Consider the following 17,175-nt stretch of genomic DNA (forward strand, 5'->3'; position numbering starts at 1 on the left):
TTATGACCCATTGGAGCGCTATGGCTCTTGCGAAATGGGGAGAATGATTCAATGACGCAAGAACAAGGTGACCCGCGCCATCTGGAAACTCTAGATCGCGATTTGGCCAGATTTTCTAACCTAGAGGCAGCGACCAGCATGGTTGCGCGTCCGATGGTGGGAATTGGTGTTTCACTTATATTTGTCGTATTGGCTGGCATCGCGGCGATGCTGTTCTTTGGACAAGAAAGCAACACGCTAATCGTTGTCGTAGCGGCCTGTCTTGGGGCCTACATGGCGCTGAACATCGGCGCCAACGACGTGGCCAACAACATGGGCCCAGCGGTGGGTGCGAATGCACTGTCCATGGGCGGCGCCATCGCCATCGCCGTGATCTTCGAGAGCGCAGGGGCCTTGATTGCGGGCGGGGACGTTGTGTCGACCATCGCAAAAGGCATCATCGCGCCCGAAAGCATGGGCACGGCTTCGGTCTTTATCTGGGCCATGATGTCGGCACTGCTGTCGGCGGCGGTCTGGGTGAACCTTGCAACATGGGTTGGCGCGCCAGTGTCGACCACGCATTCCGTTGTGGGTGGCGTTATGGGCGCAGGGATTGCCGCCGCCGGATTTGCTGCGGTGAACTGGGGCACAATGGGCGGAATTGCGGCCAGCTGGGTGATCTCGCCTGTGCTGGGCGGTGTGATTGCTGCCCTGTTCTTGTGGCTGATTAAATCGCGCATCATCTACCAAGACGACAAGATCGCAGCGGCCCGCAAATGGGTGCCTATCCTTGTGGGCATCATGGGCGGGACATTTGCAGCCTACCTTGCCCTCAAAGGGTTGAAGAAGATCATCAAGATCGACATGCCAACGGCGTTGTTGATCGGGGCCGCGATTGGCGTGGTGATCTGGTTGGTGATGATCCCAATGATCAAAAAGCAGTCCCAAGGGCTGGAGAACCGCAACAAATCCTTGAAGGTTTTGTTTGGCATTCCGTTGGTCGTGTCTGCTGCAATGCTCAGCTTTGCGCATGGGGCGAATGACGTGGCGAACGCGGTTGGCCCATTGGCTGCCATCGTTCAGGCGTCGCAGTCGGGTGATTTCCTGCAAGCCGTGTCGATCCCGTTCTGGGTGATGATCATTGGTGCCTTCGGCATCTCCTTTGGTTTGTTCCTGTTTGGGCCAAAACTGATCCGCATGGTTGGTGGCCAGATCACCAAGCTGAACCCGATGCGGGCCTACTGCGTCGCACTCTCTGCCGCGATCACAGTGATTGTGGCCAGCTGGTTGGGCCTGCCGGTGAGCTCCACGCATATTGCGGTTGGGGCGGTGTTTGGCGTGGGCTTCTTCCGCGAGTGGGACGCAGAGCGCCGCATTCGCAAAGCCCGTCTGGCCATGCCGGACCGCGCAAACCACGGCACAGAAGAGCGCGCGCGCCGCAAGCTGGTGCGTCGTTCCCACTTCATGACGATCATCGCGGCTTGGCTTATCACGGTGCCTGCTGCCGCGCTGTTGTCGGCGGCGATATTCTTCGTGATCAGCCTGTCGTTTGGCTAAACAAATTCGCGGAGGGCAGGGGCTTGCGCCCTTTGCCCCCCGTTTGACGTTCCCCTTGCGCCCCTGATGCGCAATAAAGGCCACATGTTAAATTCTGTGACCGATGGCTTTAGAGCCGAGCTAGCCTCCAAACTTCCCAAAGCAGCGTTTCGCGAGCTGACCGATGCCTATCTGCAAGAGCCGCGCGGGCGCTACCGTGCGCGCGATGGCTTCCTCATCGCGCCTGATTGCGTGGAGGATGTGGCCGTGGTCGTGCGCGCCTGTGCCGAGGCCCGCGTTGGCATCGTGCCCTACGGCGGCGGCACCAGCCTTGTGGGCGGGCAGGTCTTGGAGGGCGATGTGACGCCTGTGATCCTATCACTGGAGCGCATGACCAAAATTCGTGAGATACACCCGGCCGAGAACGTCATGGTGGCAGAGGCGGGGGCCATTTTGGCCAACGTCCAAGAGGCGGCTGACGATGTGGGGCGGGTGTTCCCGCTATCGCTGGCCTCCGAGGGGTCGGCGCGCATTGGCGGCAACCTGTCGACCAATGCAGGCGGAGTGAATGTCCTGCGCTACGGCAACACGCGTGACCTGTGTTTGGGGCTGGAGGCGGTTCTGCCCGATGGCTCTATCCTGCGCGGGTTGTCGCGGTTGAAGAAGGACAACACCGGCTATGACCTGCGCCATTTGCTGATCGGGGCGGAAGGCTCGTTAGGGATCATTACCGCCGCGTCCCTGAAGTTGTTCCCCAAACCTGTTGATGAGGGCGCCGCTTTGATGGTGGTGCGCGACCCTAGGTCCGCGTTGGAGCTGCTGTCCTTGGCGGGCGAGCAGTTAGGCCATCAAGTGTCGGCCTTTGAGTTGATCAACCATATGGGGCTGGACTTCTTGGCCGAGGTCGGCCCCGAGGTGCGGGTGCCATTTGACCAGACACCTGAATGGATGGTGCTGATTGACCTGGGCTGCGTTGCGGGGGTGAATCCCGCCGGCGCATTGGAGCGGTTGTTTGAGGCGGCGGTGGAGCGCGGCTTGGTCAGCGACGGTGTGATTGCGCAATCTGGCGCGCAGCGTGCCGCGTTTTGGGCCATTCGTGAGAGCATACCGGAGGGGAATAAGCGGATCGGCTCGATCTCCTCGCATGATATATCGGTGCCTGTGGGGCGCATCCCTGAGTTCATTGAGCAAGCGGGCGTGGCGTTGGCGGGGCTGGGGGAGTTTCGGATCAACTGCTTTGGCCACCTTGGCGACGGCAACCTGCATTACAATGTCTTCCCCGTCTTTGGGCGTTCGCGCGACGACTATGAGAGCTTGCGCGGCGACGTGAAGCGGATCGTGCATGATCTTGTGGCGGAGTTCGACGGATCATTCTCGGCCGAGCACGGGGTTGGACGGATGAAGGTTGGGGATTTGCAGCGGTATGGTGATCCGACGAAACTGGCGGCGATGCGAGCGATAAAAGAGGCATTGGATCCGGTAGGGATTATGAACCCAGGTGCAGTGGTTCCGGCTCAGAAATAAGGGATTGCGACTGCCTGAAGGCAGCCGCCTGAGTGGGGCTCTGCCCCACACCCCGAGGTATTTTGAAGCAATGATGAGGGAAGGGGGCTAGTCGCCTTCGAATTCGCATAGGACGTGGACGTCTTGGCCCATGGCTTCCAGCTTTTTGCGACCACCCAGATCGGGCAGATCAATGATGAAGCTACAGCCGATGACCTCCGCGCCTAGTTTTTCAATGAGCTTGATGCCGGCCTCGGCCGTGCCACCTGTGGCCAGCAGATCGTCGATAAGCAGGACCTTGTCGCCGGGTTGCAAGCTGTCGTCATGCAGCTCCATCGTCGCCTCGCCATATTCCAAGGTGTAGCTTTGCTCGATTGTTTTGCCGGGGAGTTTGCCTTTCTTGCGGATTGGCACGAAGCCCACCGACAATTGATGCGCGATGGCGCCGCCCATGATGAAGCCGCGCGCCTCCAGGCCCGCGACCTTGTCGAAGCGCTGGCCCGCGTAGGGGTGAAGCAGCTGGTCAACTGCCATGCGAAACCCGCGCGCATCTAGGAACAACGTGGTGACATCGCGAAACATGATCCCTTCGTGGGGGAAGTTCGGGATGGTACGAATGTAGTCTGCGACCTGCTTTTGCTGTGCCATTTGGGGCTCCGAAGTTTGCGTGCGTCTTCGGATACCCTAGGGGCGTTGCGGTTAAAAGCCTTTAACCCAAGCGCGCGGCCTGAACATGCATCCAGTCAAAGTTCTTAACACGTCCCAATGACGTCCAACCTTGGCGCTCCCATATCTCCCAGAAATCGGAGCAATCCGGATGCGCGAAACTGGCGCGCCCGCGCCCCCACTTAAGACGGTTTCGCTCTGGGTCAAAATCAATTGAGATACCCCAGCTGTGGGTCGACCAACTGGTTCCCCCACGCATCTTTCGCGGATTGTAGTCCCCACCAAACAGGTCAAATCCGAGGCGTTGTATTTCTGCTAGCCCGTAATGCTGGTGCACCTCTTCGACGATCTCGCCCAAACTGTCAGCGACTTTGCGGTGCACTCGGAAGCCAGACCGGCGTTGAGACTTGTTCCACGCGATCTTCAAAGGCCATGGGCAGGGGACCGAGACAAGATCGGGCGTTTGCCCACCTTGGACGCCGTGCGGGCCATAAAAACTGGTCATCTGCGATTGCTTCGGGAATTGGTGAGGGTTGGCTGCGATGGGTTCAATGTCGCGCCACGCGTGGACGAACCCGTTTTGGAGCTTCTCCTCCAGCGCGTCGGCGGCCCAAGAGGTTTGAGGCCCCCAATATCCGTCTATATCCCCCGCGTCGATATCATTGGCGTGGCAATAGAGCTGCAGGAATATGTGCGTTTGCCGTTTGTCGCTAAGTTGGGCCCAATTGGCGGGAGGTGTGCCGCCGATGGCGGGTATTCCCTGCCTGACTGCCGCATGCGTTTTTGGGCCGCGATCCCCGTCAATTCGCCCGGTGTAGAATCCCATGTCCTTGAGCTTGGTTTGCACCAGCTTGATGGCTGCTGTGTCCATTCCTAAATCCCTTTCACAATAAATACCGTTTTGAATGGGACAAGGGTATCACCGCATAGGGCGTGTGGTTGTGAAATGCGATTCTGACTTTATGTGTCTGATTTTAAGGGCGAATATGTAGGGTTGTGATAGGGTGCCGTGGTCTTTTCACGGTCTTTTCACGGTCTTTTGCGGGATTGGATGGTGTGGGTATATCCTGAGCAATGTGCCCCAGATCAACATGGTCTCACGTATGAAACGCCCAGTGCGGACGCGGACCTTGGTGGAGAGTGAATTGGGCGCGCGAGTGGGGCTATCGGCCATCACATATTGCGGATGCAAGGCGTAGCGGCGGCAATGCAGGGCGAGGCGCGGCAGGTGAAACCGTTGGCTGATGAGGAGCACCGAGCGGCCTGCGCCGATGCCCGCCTCAAAAGAGCAGGTGTCGGGGCTGCGCACTGCCTGCGTGTCTAGCTCGATTGCTTGGGCGGGAATGCCTTGAGTGTTCAGATACTTGCGCATGGCTTCGGCTGCGGCAGGGGTGTTGGAGACCACCAAGCGTGCCACCGTGCCGGTCCGGAACAGCGCAATCCCCGCATCTAGGCGTTCTTGGTGCAAGGGGCTGATTGTCCCATTGCGCACGACGGCCCCGAAGATCAGCGCGACATTCGCGGGGCCGGCCTTGGAAGGGGGCACAATGGGGGTGCTCAGATGCAGCCAAACGCTGGGGGCGAAGAACAGGGCCGCACTGGCAAGCACGACCCCCATGGCTTTACGCAAGGACACGCCCCGCCACAGCATCAAGCTTGGAGACAAGCGCAGGGTCGCGGGCATCGGGGCTTGTGAGAATCGCATATTCCAGCGCGCGGTCGCAGCCATGGGGGCAGGCGTCGCGCTCGGCTCCCAGCAGGGCGGGCAGCTTGGCGACCATGTCGCGGGCCTTGCTGGCGTTGCCCATCAGGGTGGCGATGATCTGGGTCACATCCACCTCGCCGTGGTCGGGGTGCCAGCTGTCGTAGTCGGTGATCATGGCGACAGATGCGTAGCAAAGCTCTGCTTCGCGGGCGAGCTTGGCCTCGGGCATATTGGTCATGCCGATCACATCCGCCCCCCAGCTGTCACGGTACATTTTGCTTTCTGCAAGGGTGGAGAACTGCGGGCCTTCCATCGCCAGATAAGTGCCGCCCTTGTGGACGTTGATGCCGGTGTCTTTGGCGGCCTCCAAGCAGGCGTCACCAAGGCGCGGGCAGGTGGGGTGGGCGACTGACACATGGGCCACGCAGCCTGTACCAAAGAAGGACTTTTCGCGAGCAAAGGTGCGGTCAATGAATTGATCCACAATGACAAAATCCCCCGGTGCCATTTCTTCGCGGAAAGAGCCGCAGGCGGACACGGAGATCACATCCGTCACGCCGATGCGTTTCAACGCGTCAATGTTGGCGCGGTAAGGCACTGTGGTCGGCGAATGCACGTGGCCGCGTCCGTGGCGTGGCAGGAAGGCCATCTTCACGCCGCCCAAACTGCCCGTCAGGATTGCGTCGGAGGGCGCACCCCAAGGGGTCTGCACGGTTTGCCATGTGGGGTTTTCGAGCCCGTCGATCTCATAGAGGCCGGAGCCACCGATCACACCGATCATTGTATCTGCCATGTTGTATCCTTCGCCGTGTATTTCATCTGTTGGGGGCATATTGGCGCAAGGTTAACCGGATGGAAATGCATCGTTCCGTCTATCACGCATACATACACGCAAGTATTCCGTGCAATCCGCTCTTGTGTGCGCTAACAGGCCGCAACTCATTTACATATGTGACCTGAACAAAAGGCAGCAGCGTGACCAACAAGCTGATGGCGTCCCTCGCCAAAAACCCGATTTTGAACGAATTGAGCCTTGCGCCAACTGGCCCCATGGGGGCTGCACGCTGGCGTATCGAAATTCTGTCCGGCCTGACCGTGGCGCTGGCCTTGGTGCCGGAAGCCGTGGCGTTTGCCTTTGTGGCGGGGGTTCACCCGCTGGTGGGTCTTTACGCGGCCTTCATCGTTGGGTTGATCACCGCATGTATCGGCGGGCGTCCGGGGATGATCTCAGGTGCTACGGGGGCCTTGGCGGTTGTCATGGTGGCTTTGGTTGCGACGCACGGCGTTGAATATTTGTTTGCGACGGTGATCCTGATGGGGCTGCTGCAAATCGCGGCGGGCATATTCAAGCTGGGCAAGTTCATCCGGCTGGTGCCGCATCCGGTGATGCTGGGTTTCGTGAATGGCTTGGCGATCGTTATTTTCTTGGCACAGATGAGCCAGTTCCAAGTGCCGGGCTCGACTGAGGCCAGCGGTCACGGCATGGCGGGTGGTGAATGGATGAGCGGCACGCCACTTGCAATGATGCTGGCTCTGACAGTGCTGACGATGGGCATCATTTGGGCCACGCCCAAGGTGACATCACTGGTGCCTGCACCGCTCGCGGGCATTGGCATCGTGGCTTTGATCGTGATCGGTTTTGGCATTGAAGTGCCGCGCGTTGGCGATTTGGCTTCCATCAAAGGTGGTTTGCCTCCATTCCACGTCCCGTTCAGTTTCGGTGGCGAGGGCGTCGGGCTTTATGGCGATGTTTTGGCCCCGTTTAACATGGAAACGCTTATTATCATCGCCCCCTACGCGCTGATCCTGTCCGCCATTGGCCTAATCGAGAGCCTGCTGACATTGAACCTAGTAGGTGAGATCGTGAACAAGCGCGGTGGTGCCAGCCAAGAATGTGTGGCCCAAGGCGTGGCCAACACTGTGACAGGTTTCTTTGGCGGCATGGGCGGTTGTGCGATGATCGGGCAATCGATGATCAACGTAAAATCCGGCGGCCGTACCCGTGTGGCGGGCATCGCGGCGGCGCTGTTCTTGCTGGCGTTTATTCTGGTGGCCTCGCCCCTGATCGAACAAATTCCGCTGGCCGCATTGGTGGGCGTGATGTTCATGGTGGTGATCGGCACATTCGCGTGGAACTCGTTCAACATCATGCGCAAGGCCCCTCGGGTTGATGCCTTTGTGATCGTTTTGGTGACCATCACCACCGTCATGTATGACCTTGCAATCGCGGTTGTGGTTGGGGTGATCGTATCTGCACTGGCCTACGCTTGGCAGAACGCACGCCGCATCCACGCTGATGTCGACGTGATGGATGACGGAACCAAGGTCTATAAAGTGCAAGGGCCGCTGTTCTTCGGATCTGCTGAAGGCTTCGCGGAGCTGTTCACACCGCGCGACGACCCTGACAGCGTGATCATCGACTTCGCGGGCAGCCGCGTGGCTGACCAATCCGCGTTGCAGGCGATTGAGACTATTGCAGGCAAATACGAGGATGAGGGCAAGGCCGTGCAGCTGCGCCACCTGAGCCGCGACTGCCACGAGCTGTTGACCAACGCGGGCCAGTTGATTGTGGATAGCGACGATGACCCTGACTACGAGGTTGCCGTGAACTACTCGGTCAAAACCGGTGTTATGGCGGGCGGCCACTAAGCGGCGCACGCTGGCTTTTTCATAAGTTAACGGGGGGCGGGTAGAACCTGCCCTTCGACGTCGAAACATAGCTCGTGGAATTCAGGGCCCAGACAAAGGGCTATCTGCATGACGCATGCGTTTGAAGATACGGGGGACTGACATCCCCGTTTGGCAATTCCGCGATGTGCGGCGCCGCCACCTATGTATCTGGCCCGTGACTTCATAGGGCCTTCCTTAGAATGAGACCATCTCTCCCCCGTACGGCGCTCACAGCTGCACGGGGCATTTGGCGTGGTTTGTGGATGGTTAGCGGGCGTCCTTGATCAATTCGGGCCCGAACGGCAATCCTTTTGAGCCCAAAGCGGGCATTTATGAAGTATGTACGCAATGCCGGCTCTGGGGGAGGACGCGTCATTCCACTGCGGTTGCTCCAATGGTTGCTTTTGGTCAAAGGAATCGGCGTGTTGCCGAGGGACAACTTGCGGCGCTACCTCTTCACGAACTAGACACGTGAGAGGGGAATGCGATCTTGAGGAATCGTTGACAAAGCGTGTTCACCGTCAAATCTATGCGATACGTGGGTAATTCTTACAAACTATCTAAATCTAGGGGCAAAAATGTTAACTTCAATCATTTCATTCGGGGTCATTCTTGCATTTGTGCTCGTGATCTTCTGTGTCATCAAGTGGTGGAACCTTCCACTCACCGGCGTCACGCCTGTGCCACTGTTCACTTTCATCGCCATCTTGTTCACATCGGGTCTGGATGTCGGTCTGATCATGTTTCCGCTGGCGTTCGACTTTCCGCTCTACGCAGATACGGCGACCGAACCGGCCTATGCATTCACCAACCCGCTCGCAATTGAGTTCGGGTTCTGGGGCTTTTTGATCTGGTCATTCTATTTCCTGACGACATTCTATTTCTGCGCGATTGAACCGCGCATAGGGTTCTTCAAGATCCCGGCGGTCAAGCTTCTCAATAACATCGTGATCATCACCACATGCGCCTTCACGGGTGCGTTGTTCTTGATTTACATGCCTTATTACATCGCAGAGGTCGGCGATGGCGAAACTATTTTACCGGTGTTCTACCTAATCTGTTTCTTAGTCATCTTAATCGCGGCATTCAGCTCGACCGACCTGAAATTTGTGAAAGTTCTTTCGGTCAGCTCAACTGTCCTGTTCTTCGGATTGATCCTCTACATGTTCCTGAACGCAGGCATGGGCGTGGGAGATCTAGCCTCTACGTCCGGCAATATCGGCGGCTATTTTGCGAACATTCATAAGTTCATCATTCCATTGACGGATTACCATGAATTCTACCTCTTCTGGTGGTTCGCATGGTCAATCATGATTGGTCAGTTTGTCAGCCGTTTTGTGGGTGGCCTTAAAACATGGCAACTTCTGGGGGCCCTTCTGGTATTCCCTTCCATTCCTTTGGCGCTGTGGTTTTCGGTTCTGTACTTCTACCACCTCAACGGGATTGGCACGGAAGGCTTGCCGAACTGGGCTATGACAGTCGTTGGGATCGTGTTTGTGATCAACTCGTTTGATTCACTTATCCGGCTCTACACCGACAACATGAACCTGACCACAGAGCGCTTCGGCACTGTGTCGTACGTCCTAGCCAACGCGATTGGCCTATTCGTGCTGACGCTGCTGTTCCAAAGCCAATGGCTGCAAATCCAATGGGTGGGCACAATTGTTATCGGCATCTATCTTGCGGCGTTGGCTTACATGTTCTTTGTCAAACGGGAAAAACTGTCCAACTTGGACGGGAATCCAGTGACCGCGGCAGAGTAGCGTCGTTAAACGAAATGGACCTGCCTAGAAAGCTGGGCAGGTCCAATGAATGAGCGCGAGCTGGCGCCCCCGTACGACATGGTTTGTTTGGCGCTATTCGCCGGGGCGCGTCAGGCTGAAGACCTCATCGACATGGGTGTAATCCTTGTAACCCAAGCGGGCCAATGGCTTGAACTTGGTGACATCGAACATGCCATCGACCAGACAGTCGTCGCGCATATGCACGCCTGTGACCTCACCAAAAACCGCGAAGTTGGCCTCGCCTGGAAGTTGCACGATCTGGGTGAGTTTGCATTCCAAGTTGGCGGGGGCAGTGGCCACGCGGGAGCAGGGGACGGTGTCGCAGTCCACGCGGGGCAGGCCCGCTTTGTCGAACTCGTCCACGTCTTTGCCCCACGGCCCTGAACTGACGTTCATCGCATCGCGCATGGCGAATTCCACCACGTTCACGCAAAACACGCCGGTCTCGCGAATGTTGGCAACGGTATCCTTGGTGTCGCCGCGATCAGGCTTGGTGGCGGTCGAGGAGAACATCACCTGCGGCGGCACATAGGCCACGGCATTGAAAAACGAATAGGGTGCTAGGTTTTCGGAGCCGTCCGCGCCACGGGTCGAAATCCAGCCGATTGGGCGCGGGGTGACGATTGCGTTGAATGGATTATGGGGCAGGTTGTGGCCGTCTTCTGGGCGATAGAACATCTGTGGGAATTTCCTTCTTGGTTGCCCGCAATTTAACGCTATGTAGACTGCGGTGATAGGCAAAATCGGGCAACAGGCTTGGAACTTAGGCAAGAAAATTCGCAAGATTGGTGGGACGTGGAAGCCCTATACGACCTGTCGTTTGCGCCGGGGCGCACGGCGCTGTCGTCTTACCGCTTGCGCGACGGCATTGATCCGGTGCCCGAGTTGTCCTTGGTGGCCAGCGACGAGACGGGAATTATCGGGGGCGCGATCCGGTATTGGCCCATTTGTGTCAGCGGGCATAAGGCGCTGCTGCTTGGCCCCATCGCCGTCCACCCGACCCGTCAAGGCGAGGGCGTCGGGGGCGCATTGATGCGCGATAGTCTGGCCCGTGCCGAGGGGCTTGGCTGGGCACGTGTGCTGCTGGTTGGTGACTTGCCCTACTACGGTAAATTCGGGTTCAAGCCGCTTCAGGGGGTTATCATGCCGCCACCCACGAACCCGTCCCGCGTGTTGGGATTTGGTGACTGGGACGGGGTACGGGGCGACGTGACCTCCTTGAAAAAGACGGGTTCAGACACCATCTGATAGGGATGAGCCAATCTATTTTGCCGCCTATCGCACCCGCAAATCCTCCATTGGGGGAGCAAATCGAAGATCTTGCGATCCGTTACAGAAATGCACGCGGGGTGGGGTTAAAGGTGCTCGGGGCTTTGGGCTCACAAGCTGACGGGTTGCTGGAAAAGCTGCCGGAGGGCGCGCGTGACGGGCTTGACAGCGCGACCATGAAAGCTCTGGAATTCAGCTTTGAGGCGGCAGCGATGTCGCGTGGGAAGGTGCCCGATACGGGGCAATGGATGACGCGCGCGCTGACCATGGGAACGGGTGCGGCCGGCGGATTTGGCGGCCTGCCATCCGCGCTGGCGGAGCTGCCGGTGACCACCACTGTCATCCTACGCGCCATACAAGGGATCGCAGTAGATCACGGGTTCGACCCAAGTGACGGTGACACAAGACTGGAATGCTTGCAGGTCTTCGCGTCTGCGGGGCCTTTGGCGGAGGACGACAGTACGGACGTGAGCTTTTTAACCCTTAGGGCCAGCGTCACAGGTGTCACCGTTCACGCGTTAATCAAGAGCATATCACCAAAGCTGGCGGTGGTTTTGGGGCAGAAGCTGGCGGCACAGATGGTGCCCGTCTTGGGCGCGGTTACTGGGGCGGCGATTAACTATAGTTTCACCAGTTATTACCAAGAAATGGCGCATGTGAATTTTGGATTGCGACGTTTGGCCGAGGAGACAGGAACCGATCGCGCAGCACTTGTTGAGGCATTTCGCCGCGAGGTCTCCAGAGATATCTCCATCCGTTAACCTTTAGGTAAGGTTCTTTCGCTTACTTAGCCGAGCAGCAGAAATTCTGAGGCAAGAGTAAGTAAACAGTTATTTAGCGGGTTTTTCCCTCCCGCTTGTATGACCCGCCGCGCGGATGTCTCCGTGCGGCGGGTTTTTTTGGGGGGGATGACCGCCTTTGAGACCGCAGCTCAACACCAAATCCATGATGCGTGGCGTTCTATGAGGGGGCTTAGCTGCGCCCTGTCAGCCAATCCATAACTGCCCCGCGCACCGATTGCGCGCCAGAGGCGCTGGCCTCGTCGATCACGGCCTTGGCCTCGGAGAGATCCGTGCGCCGCAGCAAGCTTTTCACCGGCCCGATAGAGGCAGGACGCATCGATAGGCTTCGCATGCCAATAGCAGAGAAGCACATCGCCTCGATAGGGCGGCCCGCATCTTCGCCACAAAAGCTGACGGGGGTGTTGGTGTCGTTGCAGCGTGCCACGATCTGCCCAAGGAAGCTTAGGAAGCTGACGTTCAATGTGTCGTAGCGTTTGCGCACGCGCTCGTTTTCGCGGTCGGCGGCGAAGAAGAACTGCTTGAGGTCATTGCCCCCAATAGAGATGAAATCCGCCATCTCGAAGAACTGCTGTGGTGCGAAGGCCAGCGACGGGGTTTCCAGCATGGCCCCGATCTTCACGTCGGAGGGCATGACATGCCCCATCTTTTTCTCGCGCTCCAACTCATCAAGCAAATGTTGCCGCGCGTCGCGGAACTCGTCGAATTGGGCCACAAAGGGAAACATGATCGCCAAGGGGCGCCCGTTGGCGGCTCGGATGAGCGCCTGCAACTGCATGCGCATGACGCCCTTTTTGTCCAAGCCCACACGAATAGCGCGCCAGCCCATGGCCGGGTTCGGCTCCTCGGTGGGCTTCATGTAGGGCAGCACCTTGTCCGACCCGATGTCGAGGGTGCGGAACACCACCGGCTTGCCCTTGGCCGCGTCCATGACCGAGCCATAGATGCTGGCCAATTCGGAGCGCCGAGGCACCCGTGCACGGGTCAGGAATTGCAGCTCCGTGCGAAACAGCCCCACGCCCTCCGCGCCAGACCCCACCAACGACGGCAGATCCGCCATCAGGCCCGCGTTCATGTTCAGCGTAATGGTTTGCCCGTCCAGCGATGTCGCTGGCTTTTCGCGGATCGATGCGTAGCGTTCTTGCGCCTGCGTTTGCATCGCGATCTTGTCGCGGAAGGCGGCGGCAACGCTGTCTTCGGGGCGCAGGTGCACGACGCCTTGGTCGCCGTCCACAAGGATATGGTCGCCGTTTAAGGCTTCGGTCAGGATGCGTTTGGCGTTGATGACCAAGGGAATAGCCCAAGCCCGCGCAACAATTGCCGCGTGCGAGCCTACGGAGCCCTCCTCTAGCACGATGCCTTTTAGCTTCTTGCCGTAATCCAGCAATTCACCGGGACCAATGTTCTTGGCGACCAGAATGGGGTTGTCGGGCATCTCTGCGCCGGTGTCCTTGCCTTGACCGGTCAGCAGGCGCAGCAGGCGGTTGGACAGGTCATCAAGATCGTGCAAGCGTTCGCGCAAATAGGCGTCCGGCACGCTTTCCATGCGGGCGCGGGTGGCGGATTGCTCTTTCTCCACGGCGGCCTCGGCGGAGAGGCCAAGGCCAATGTTCTCTTGCATACGCCGCACCCAAGAGCGCGAGTTGGCGAACATGCGGTAGGCCTCTAGGACCTTCACTTGTTCTTTGTCGGCCTTTTTGCCCATGGCACCGAGCATCTCGTCGACGGTGCCGCGCAGGGTGGACATGGCGTCCTCTAGCCGTTTGCGTTCGACGTGCGGGTCGTCAGCAATCGGGTTGGTGACCACGACGCGGGGCTCGTGCAGGTAGACGTGACCCTCTGCGGCACCTTCTTGTGCAACGCCGCCGCGAAACAGGGCTTGTTGGGTGTGGCGCGCGCCCATGGCTGCGCCTTCGTCTTGGAATGCGCCGAGTTCGGTCATCTCGGCCAACACCATCGCCACCACTTCAAGGGCGTAGACCTCGTCATCCGTATAGAGGCGCGATTCTTTGGATTGGACGACTAAAACCCCAAGGGTTTCGCCCAATCGTTGAATTGGCAGGCCGAGGAAGGACGAGAATATTTCCTCGCCGGTTTCGGGCATGAAGCGGAAGCCGCGTGCGGATGGGGCGTCAGGGGCGTTCACCGGGTTTCGGGAGCGGGCGACACGGCCAACCAAACCTTCACCCACCCGCATACGGGTTTGGTGTACGGCCTCTTTGTTCAACCCTTCGGTCGCGCAAAGCTCTAGTGTCTCTGCGTCGCGAAACAGATAAATCGAGCACACATCGGTGCCCATAGAGTCAGCAATAATTGTTGTGATGCGATCAAGCCGTTCTTGGCCTGCGCCTTCCTCAGCAAGAGTGTCACGCAAACGGCCAAGCAGCTTGCGGCTTTCGCTTTCTGATCCTTTGGGCAATTTCTTCGCCCCCCTTGGTATTCATTAGTTTAGCTATAGGGGAGATTCTTTGCGAAGTGGAGGGCAGAGAATTCGTACTTGTGCAAAATTGCTGGCGGCAGGCGCGTTTTTACGCACATGCCCAGTTTTTCCTACCGTGTTGCTGAGCAGATTAATCTGCGTTCGGAATATTGAATGCGACTGGGTTTGGGTGAGGGTAGAAATACCCGCCACTGATTGGAGCTGCCTTTTTTGCGATCCATCCCTTTTGCCCTATATCCCCACGGGTGAGATATTTCGCGTTAATTTTAATGAAAAAGAAGCCCCCACGCTTTGCCCATTTGTCGGCGATGTCCATACTTGGCGTGAATTCGGGTAGCTTTACTTGGGCCGCACCGGGTTGTGATCCACCTACTTGGCTTATGGCCTCTTGCTCGGTCGGGCGAGGTGTGCCGAAGTTGGAGATCTCGCCGCCTGCAGACTTGCGACTAAGTGCCGCTTGGGCTGATACGGCGCTGGTCCCTCGTACTAACACGACATCGGTTAGGAAGTTTCCATCCACCGCACGCTGGATATTCGCGTCTGGTGTAAGAGAACGAAACCATTTTTGAACATCGGGTAGTAATTCTGCGTGGACGGCGTCCTGCAAGGCTTTGTGGTCAGCGAAGCGCTTGTTTTGGAAATCAAAACGCGTCAGGACTTGGCTAATTTCCTTTGCCGTGCCGCCGCTCATTTCTTGAGCAAGTTTTTGAATTTGGTCAGCGGAGAGTGTTTCACGACCGGCGGTGATTGTAATAGGCATAATAGTCCTCGAAAAAATTTGAAAAATGAAAGCACGCTAGAAATAGCATGAGATTACTTTCAAACACAGGTTTTTCGAAGTTGGATATTGAGGATTGAGGTTAACCCACCTTTTCAAGTTCAAACGCGTCATGGAGGGCTTGAACGGCCAGTTCCATGTATTTGCGGTCAATTAGCACAGAGATTTTGATCTCGGAGGTCGTGATAACTTTAATGTTTACGCCCTCGGCTTGCAGGGCTTCAAACATCTTTGCCGCAACGCCCGCGTGGGAACGCATGCCGATGCCCACAACGGACACTTTGGCGACTTCGGTATCAGCGACCAGATCATGGTAGTTGATCTCGCCGGATGTTTTGGCGTCTTCCATCGCCTTTTCGGCGCGGGAAACTTGGTCGACTGGGCACGAGAAGGTCATGTCGGTGCGACCTTCCTCGGAGATGTTTTGAACAATCATGTCGACGTTCACACCTGCCTCGGACAAAGGCCCGAAGATTGCGGCGGCGATGCCGGGGCGGTCGGCGACCGAGATGAGGGTCATTTTGGCTTCGTCTCTTACAAAAGCCACACCTGAGACTACGTTGCTTTCCACGATATCCTCCTCGGCACACACCAGCGTACCTGCGTTGTCATCCATTTCTTCAAAGCTCGACAGAACCCGCAGCTTCACGCCAAAGCGCATTGCGAGTTCAACCGAACGGGTTTGGAGCACTTTTGCGCCAAGCGACGCCAGCTCCAGCATTTCTTCAAACGCGATGCGGTCCAGCTTGCGGGCCTTGTCCGAGACGCGTGGGTCGGTGGTGTAGACGCCGTCGACATCGGTGTAGATGTCGCAACGCTCCGCATCGAATGCGGCGGCAAACGCCACGGCTGTCGTGTCAGAGCCGCCGCGGCCAAGCGTGGTGATGCGGCCGTCAGGGCTGATGCCTTGGAAGCCTGCGACCACCGCGACCTTCATGCCCTCGCCGAATTTCGCGTCCAGATTATCGGTCGGAATTTCTTCGATACGGGCTGAGCCATGCGCATCAGTGGTCTTGAGCGGCACTTGCCAGCCCTGCCAACTGCGTGCGGGGACGTCCATTTCCTGCAAAGTCAGCGCCATCAAACCAGCGGTGATGTTTTCGCCCGAGGACACGATCGCGTCGTATTCACGCGCGTCGTACATCGGCGAGGTTTCATTCACCCAGCCCACCAGCTCGTTGGTTTTGCCGGACATTGCCGACACAATCACGATGACTTCGTAGCCTTTGGCCACCTCGACGCCCACGCGTTTTGCGGCGCGGCGAATGCGGTCCAGATTGGCGACAGATGTGCCGCCGAATTTCATTACCAGTCTTGGCATTGGTTTTGCCCTTTGTCGTATCGTGCAGCGTCTTATGACGATGGGCGGAGAAGGGCAAGGGCAGGTGGCTTAGTAAGGCATGGCCTCACCGTTCCACATCTCGAAACAACCGGCGGTTTTCGCGTCGAGCGTATCGAACCGTTGGATCAAACCTGCAGCAGAATCGTGAACGGAAATCGGCGCAGCACTGCCGCCCATTTCGATTTGCACCCAGCCGGGGTGGTAGATGCCCACGGCAATTTCAGGGGCCAGCTCTATCGCCAAATTGCGCCCGAGGTTTAGCGCAGCGGCCTTGGAGGCGCGGTAGATGAAGGCGTTGCCCCCCGCACGCTCGCTTGACCCCATTTGCGAAGACACGATCGCGACCTTGCCGCCTGCGGCTTTCAGGTTTGGCAACAGGGCCTCGATGGTCAGGAACACGCCTGTGACGTTGGTGGCAAACGAGGTTGCCCAAACCTCCGCGCCATAGCCTGCGCCGATGTCATGGCCCTTGTCGAGATAGACGCCCGCGTTGCAAACCAACAGGTCTAGCGGTTGTCCGGCGAGCTGATCAGCCATCGCAGAGACAGACGCCGCGTCGCTCACATCAAGCTTCACCAAGCCATCCGAGGTATCCCCACGGGTGGTTCCTGTGACATTATCACCGCGCGCCGCGTAGCCGTCATGTAACGCGGATCCGATGCCACGGTTTGCGCCAGTGATCAGAACTCTCATCGCGGGTGTC

15 protein-coding genes are annotated in these 17,175 nt (G+C 58.0%); 6 read left to right on the forward strand and 9 right to left on the reverse strand.

The features are described 5' to 3' along the window. Positions 1 to 51: 51 nt before the first annotated feature. Complete coding sequence (locus tag ABJN86_RS07115) at positions 52 to 1,536, forward strand: inorganic phosphate transporter (RefSeq protein WP_348365851.1); 1,485 nt, start codon at positions 52 to 54, stop codon at positions 1,534 to 1,536. Between the two features lie 84 nt (positions 1,537 to 1,620). Further along, entirely contained in the window at positions 1,621 to 3,039 is a 1,419-nt protein-coding gene (locus ABJN86_RS07120; RefSeq protein ID WP_348365852.1) for an FAD-binding oxidoreductase, read from the forward strand. An 87-nt stretch (positions 3,040 to 3,126) separates the two neighbouring features. Here the strand turns inward: ABJN86_RS07120 and ABJN86_RS07125 are convergent, their stop codons facing one another. The 4 genes from ABJN86_RS07125 to ABJN86_RS07140 form a co-directional block, all read right to left on the reverse strand. After that, positions 3,127 to 3,666, reverse strand: coding sequence for an adenine phosphoribosyltransferase (locus tag ABJN86_RS07125; RefSeq protein ID WP_348365854.1), 540 nt, complete (start codon positions 3,664 to 3,666; stop codon positions 3,127 to 3,129). A gap of 61 nt (positions 3,667 to 3,727) precedes the next feature. Further along, positions 3,728 to 4,555, reverse strand: a complete 828-nt coding sequence (locus ABJN86_RS07130) for a M15 family metallopeptidase (RefSeq protein WP_348365856.1) — start codon at positions 4,553 to 4,555, stop codon at positions 3,728 to 3,730. A 147-nt stretch (positions 4,556 to 4,702) separates the two neighbouring features. Next, positions 4,703 to 5,314 (reverse strand): YdcF family protein, encoded by a 612-nt coding sequence (locus tag ABJN86_RS07135; RefSeq protein WP_348365857.1) that lies wholly within the window; start codon positions 5,312 to 5,314, stop codon positions 4,703 to 4,705. Then, on the reverse strand, positions 5,307 to 6,182 hold the full coding sequence (locus ABJN86_RS07140; RefSeq protein WP_348365859.1) for an S-methyl-5'-thioadenosine phosphorylase: 876 nt from the start codon (positions 6,180 to 6,182) through the stop codon (positions 5,307 to 5,309). Before ABJN86_RS07140 ends, ABJN86_RS07135 begins: the two co-directional genes overlap by 8 nt. A gap of 182 nt (positions 6,183 to 6,364) precedes the next feature. Between ABJN86_RS07140 and ABJN86_RS07145 the strand changes: the two genes are divergently transcribed. Together ABJN86_RS07145 and ABJN86_RS07150 are read left to right on the forward strand one after the other, a co-directional pair. Further along, on the forward strand, positions 6,365 to 8,038 hold the full coding sequence (locus ABJN86_RS07145; RefSeq protein ID WP_348365861.1) for a SulP family inorganic anion transporter: 1,674 nt from the start codon (positions 6,365 to 6,367) through the stop codon (positions 8,036 to 8,038). A gap of 599 nt (positions 8,039 to 8,637) precedes the next feature. Further along, positions 8,638 to 9,822 carry a BCCT family transporter gene (locus ABJN86_RS07150; RefSeq protein ID WP_348365863.1) on the forward strand — a complete coding sequence of 395 codons (1,185 nt, stop codon included), beginning with the start codon at positions 8,638 to 8,640 and terminating at the stop codon, positions 9,820 to 9,822. A 93-nt stretch (positions 9,823 to 9,915) separates the two neighbouring features. Here ABJN86_RS07150 and ABJN86_RS07155 read toward each other — a convergent pair whose 3' ends face one another. Further along, on the reverse strand, positions 9,916 to 10,521 hold the full coding sequence (locus tag ABJN86_RS07155; RefSeq protein ID WP_348365865.1) for a flavin reductase family protein: 606 nt from the start codon (positions 10,519 to 10,521) through the stop codon (positions 9,916 to 9,918). A 78-nt stretch (positions 10,522 to 10,599) separates the two neighbouring features. Between ABJN86_RS07155 and ABJN86_RS07160 the strand changes: the two genes are divergently transcribed. After that, positions 10,600 to 11,091 (forward strand): N-acetyltransferase, encoded by a 492-nt coding sequence (locus ABJN86_RS07160; RefSeq protein WP_348365867.1) that lies wholly within the window; start codon positions 10,600 to 10,602, stop codon positions 11,089 to 11,091. Positions 11,092 to 11,096: 5 nt separating this feature from the next. Beyond that, on the forward strand, positions 11,097 to 11,873 hold the full coding sequence (locus ABJN86_RS07165; protein ID WP_348365869.1) for an EcsC family protein: 777 nt from the start codon (positions 11,097 to 11,099) through the stop codon (positions 11,871 to 11,873). A gap of 211 nt (positions 11,874 to 12,084) precedes the next feature. Here the strand turns inward: ABJN86_RS07165 and ptsP are convergent, their stop codons facing one another. The 4 genes from ptsP to ABJN86_RS07185 form a co-directional block, all read right to left on the reverse strand. Further along, positions 12,085 to 14,331, reverse strand: a complete 2,247-nt coding sequence (gene ptsP / locus ABJN86_RS07170; protein ID WP_348365870.1) for a phosphoenolpyruvate--protein phosphotransferase — start codon at positions 14,329 to 14,331, stop codon at positions 12,085 to 12,087. A gap of 151 nt (positions 14,332 to 14,482) precedes the next feature. After that, positions 14,483 to 15,112: a DUF4765 family protein gene (locus ABJN86_RS07175; RefSeq protein ID WP_348365872.1), complete on the reverse strand. Its 630-nt coding sequence runs from the start codon at positions 15,110 to 15,112 to the stop codon at positions 14,483 to 14,485. A 100-nt stretch (positions 15,113 to 15,212) separates the two neighbouring features. Further along, positions 15,213 to 16,451 carry an aspartate kinase gene (locus ABJN86_RS07180; protein WP_348365874.1) on the reverse strand — a complete coding sequence of 413 codons (1,239 nt, stop codon included), beginning with the start codon at positions 16,449 to 16,451 and terminating at the stop codon, positions 15,213 to 15,215. A gap of 69 nt (positions 16,452 to 16,520) precedes the next feature. Continuing rightward, complete coding sequence (locus ABJN86_RS07185) at positions 16,521 to 17,165, reverse strand: SDR family NAD(P)-dependent oxidoreductase (protein ID WP_348365876.1); 645 nt, start codon at positions 17,163 to 17,165, stop codon at positions 16,521 to 16,523. Positions 17,166 to 17,175: the final 10 nt, after the last annotated feature.

This window comes from Litoreibacter sp., assembly GCF_039974535.1.
Lineage (GTDB): Bacteria > Pseudomonadota > Alphaproteobacteria > Rhodobacterales > Rhodobacteraceae > Litoreibacter.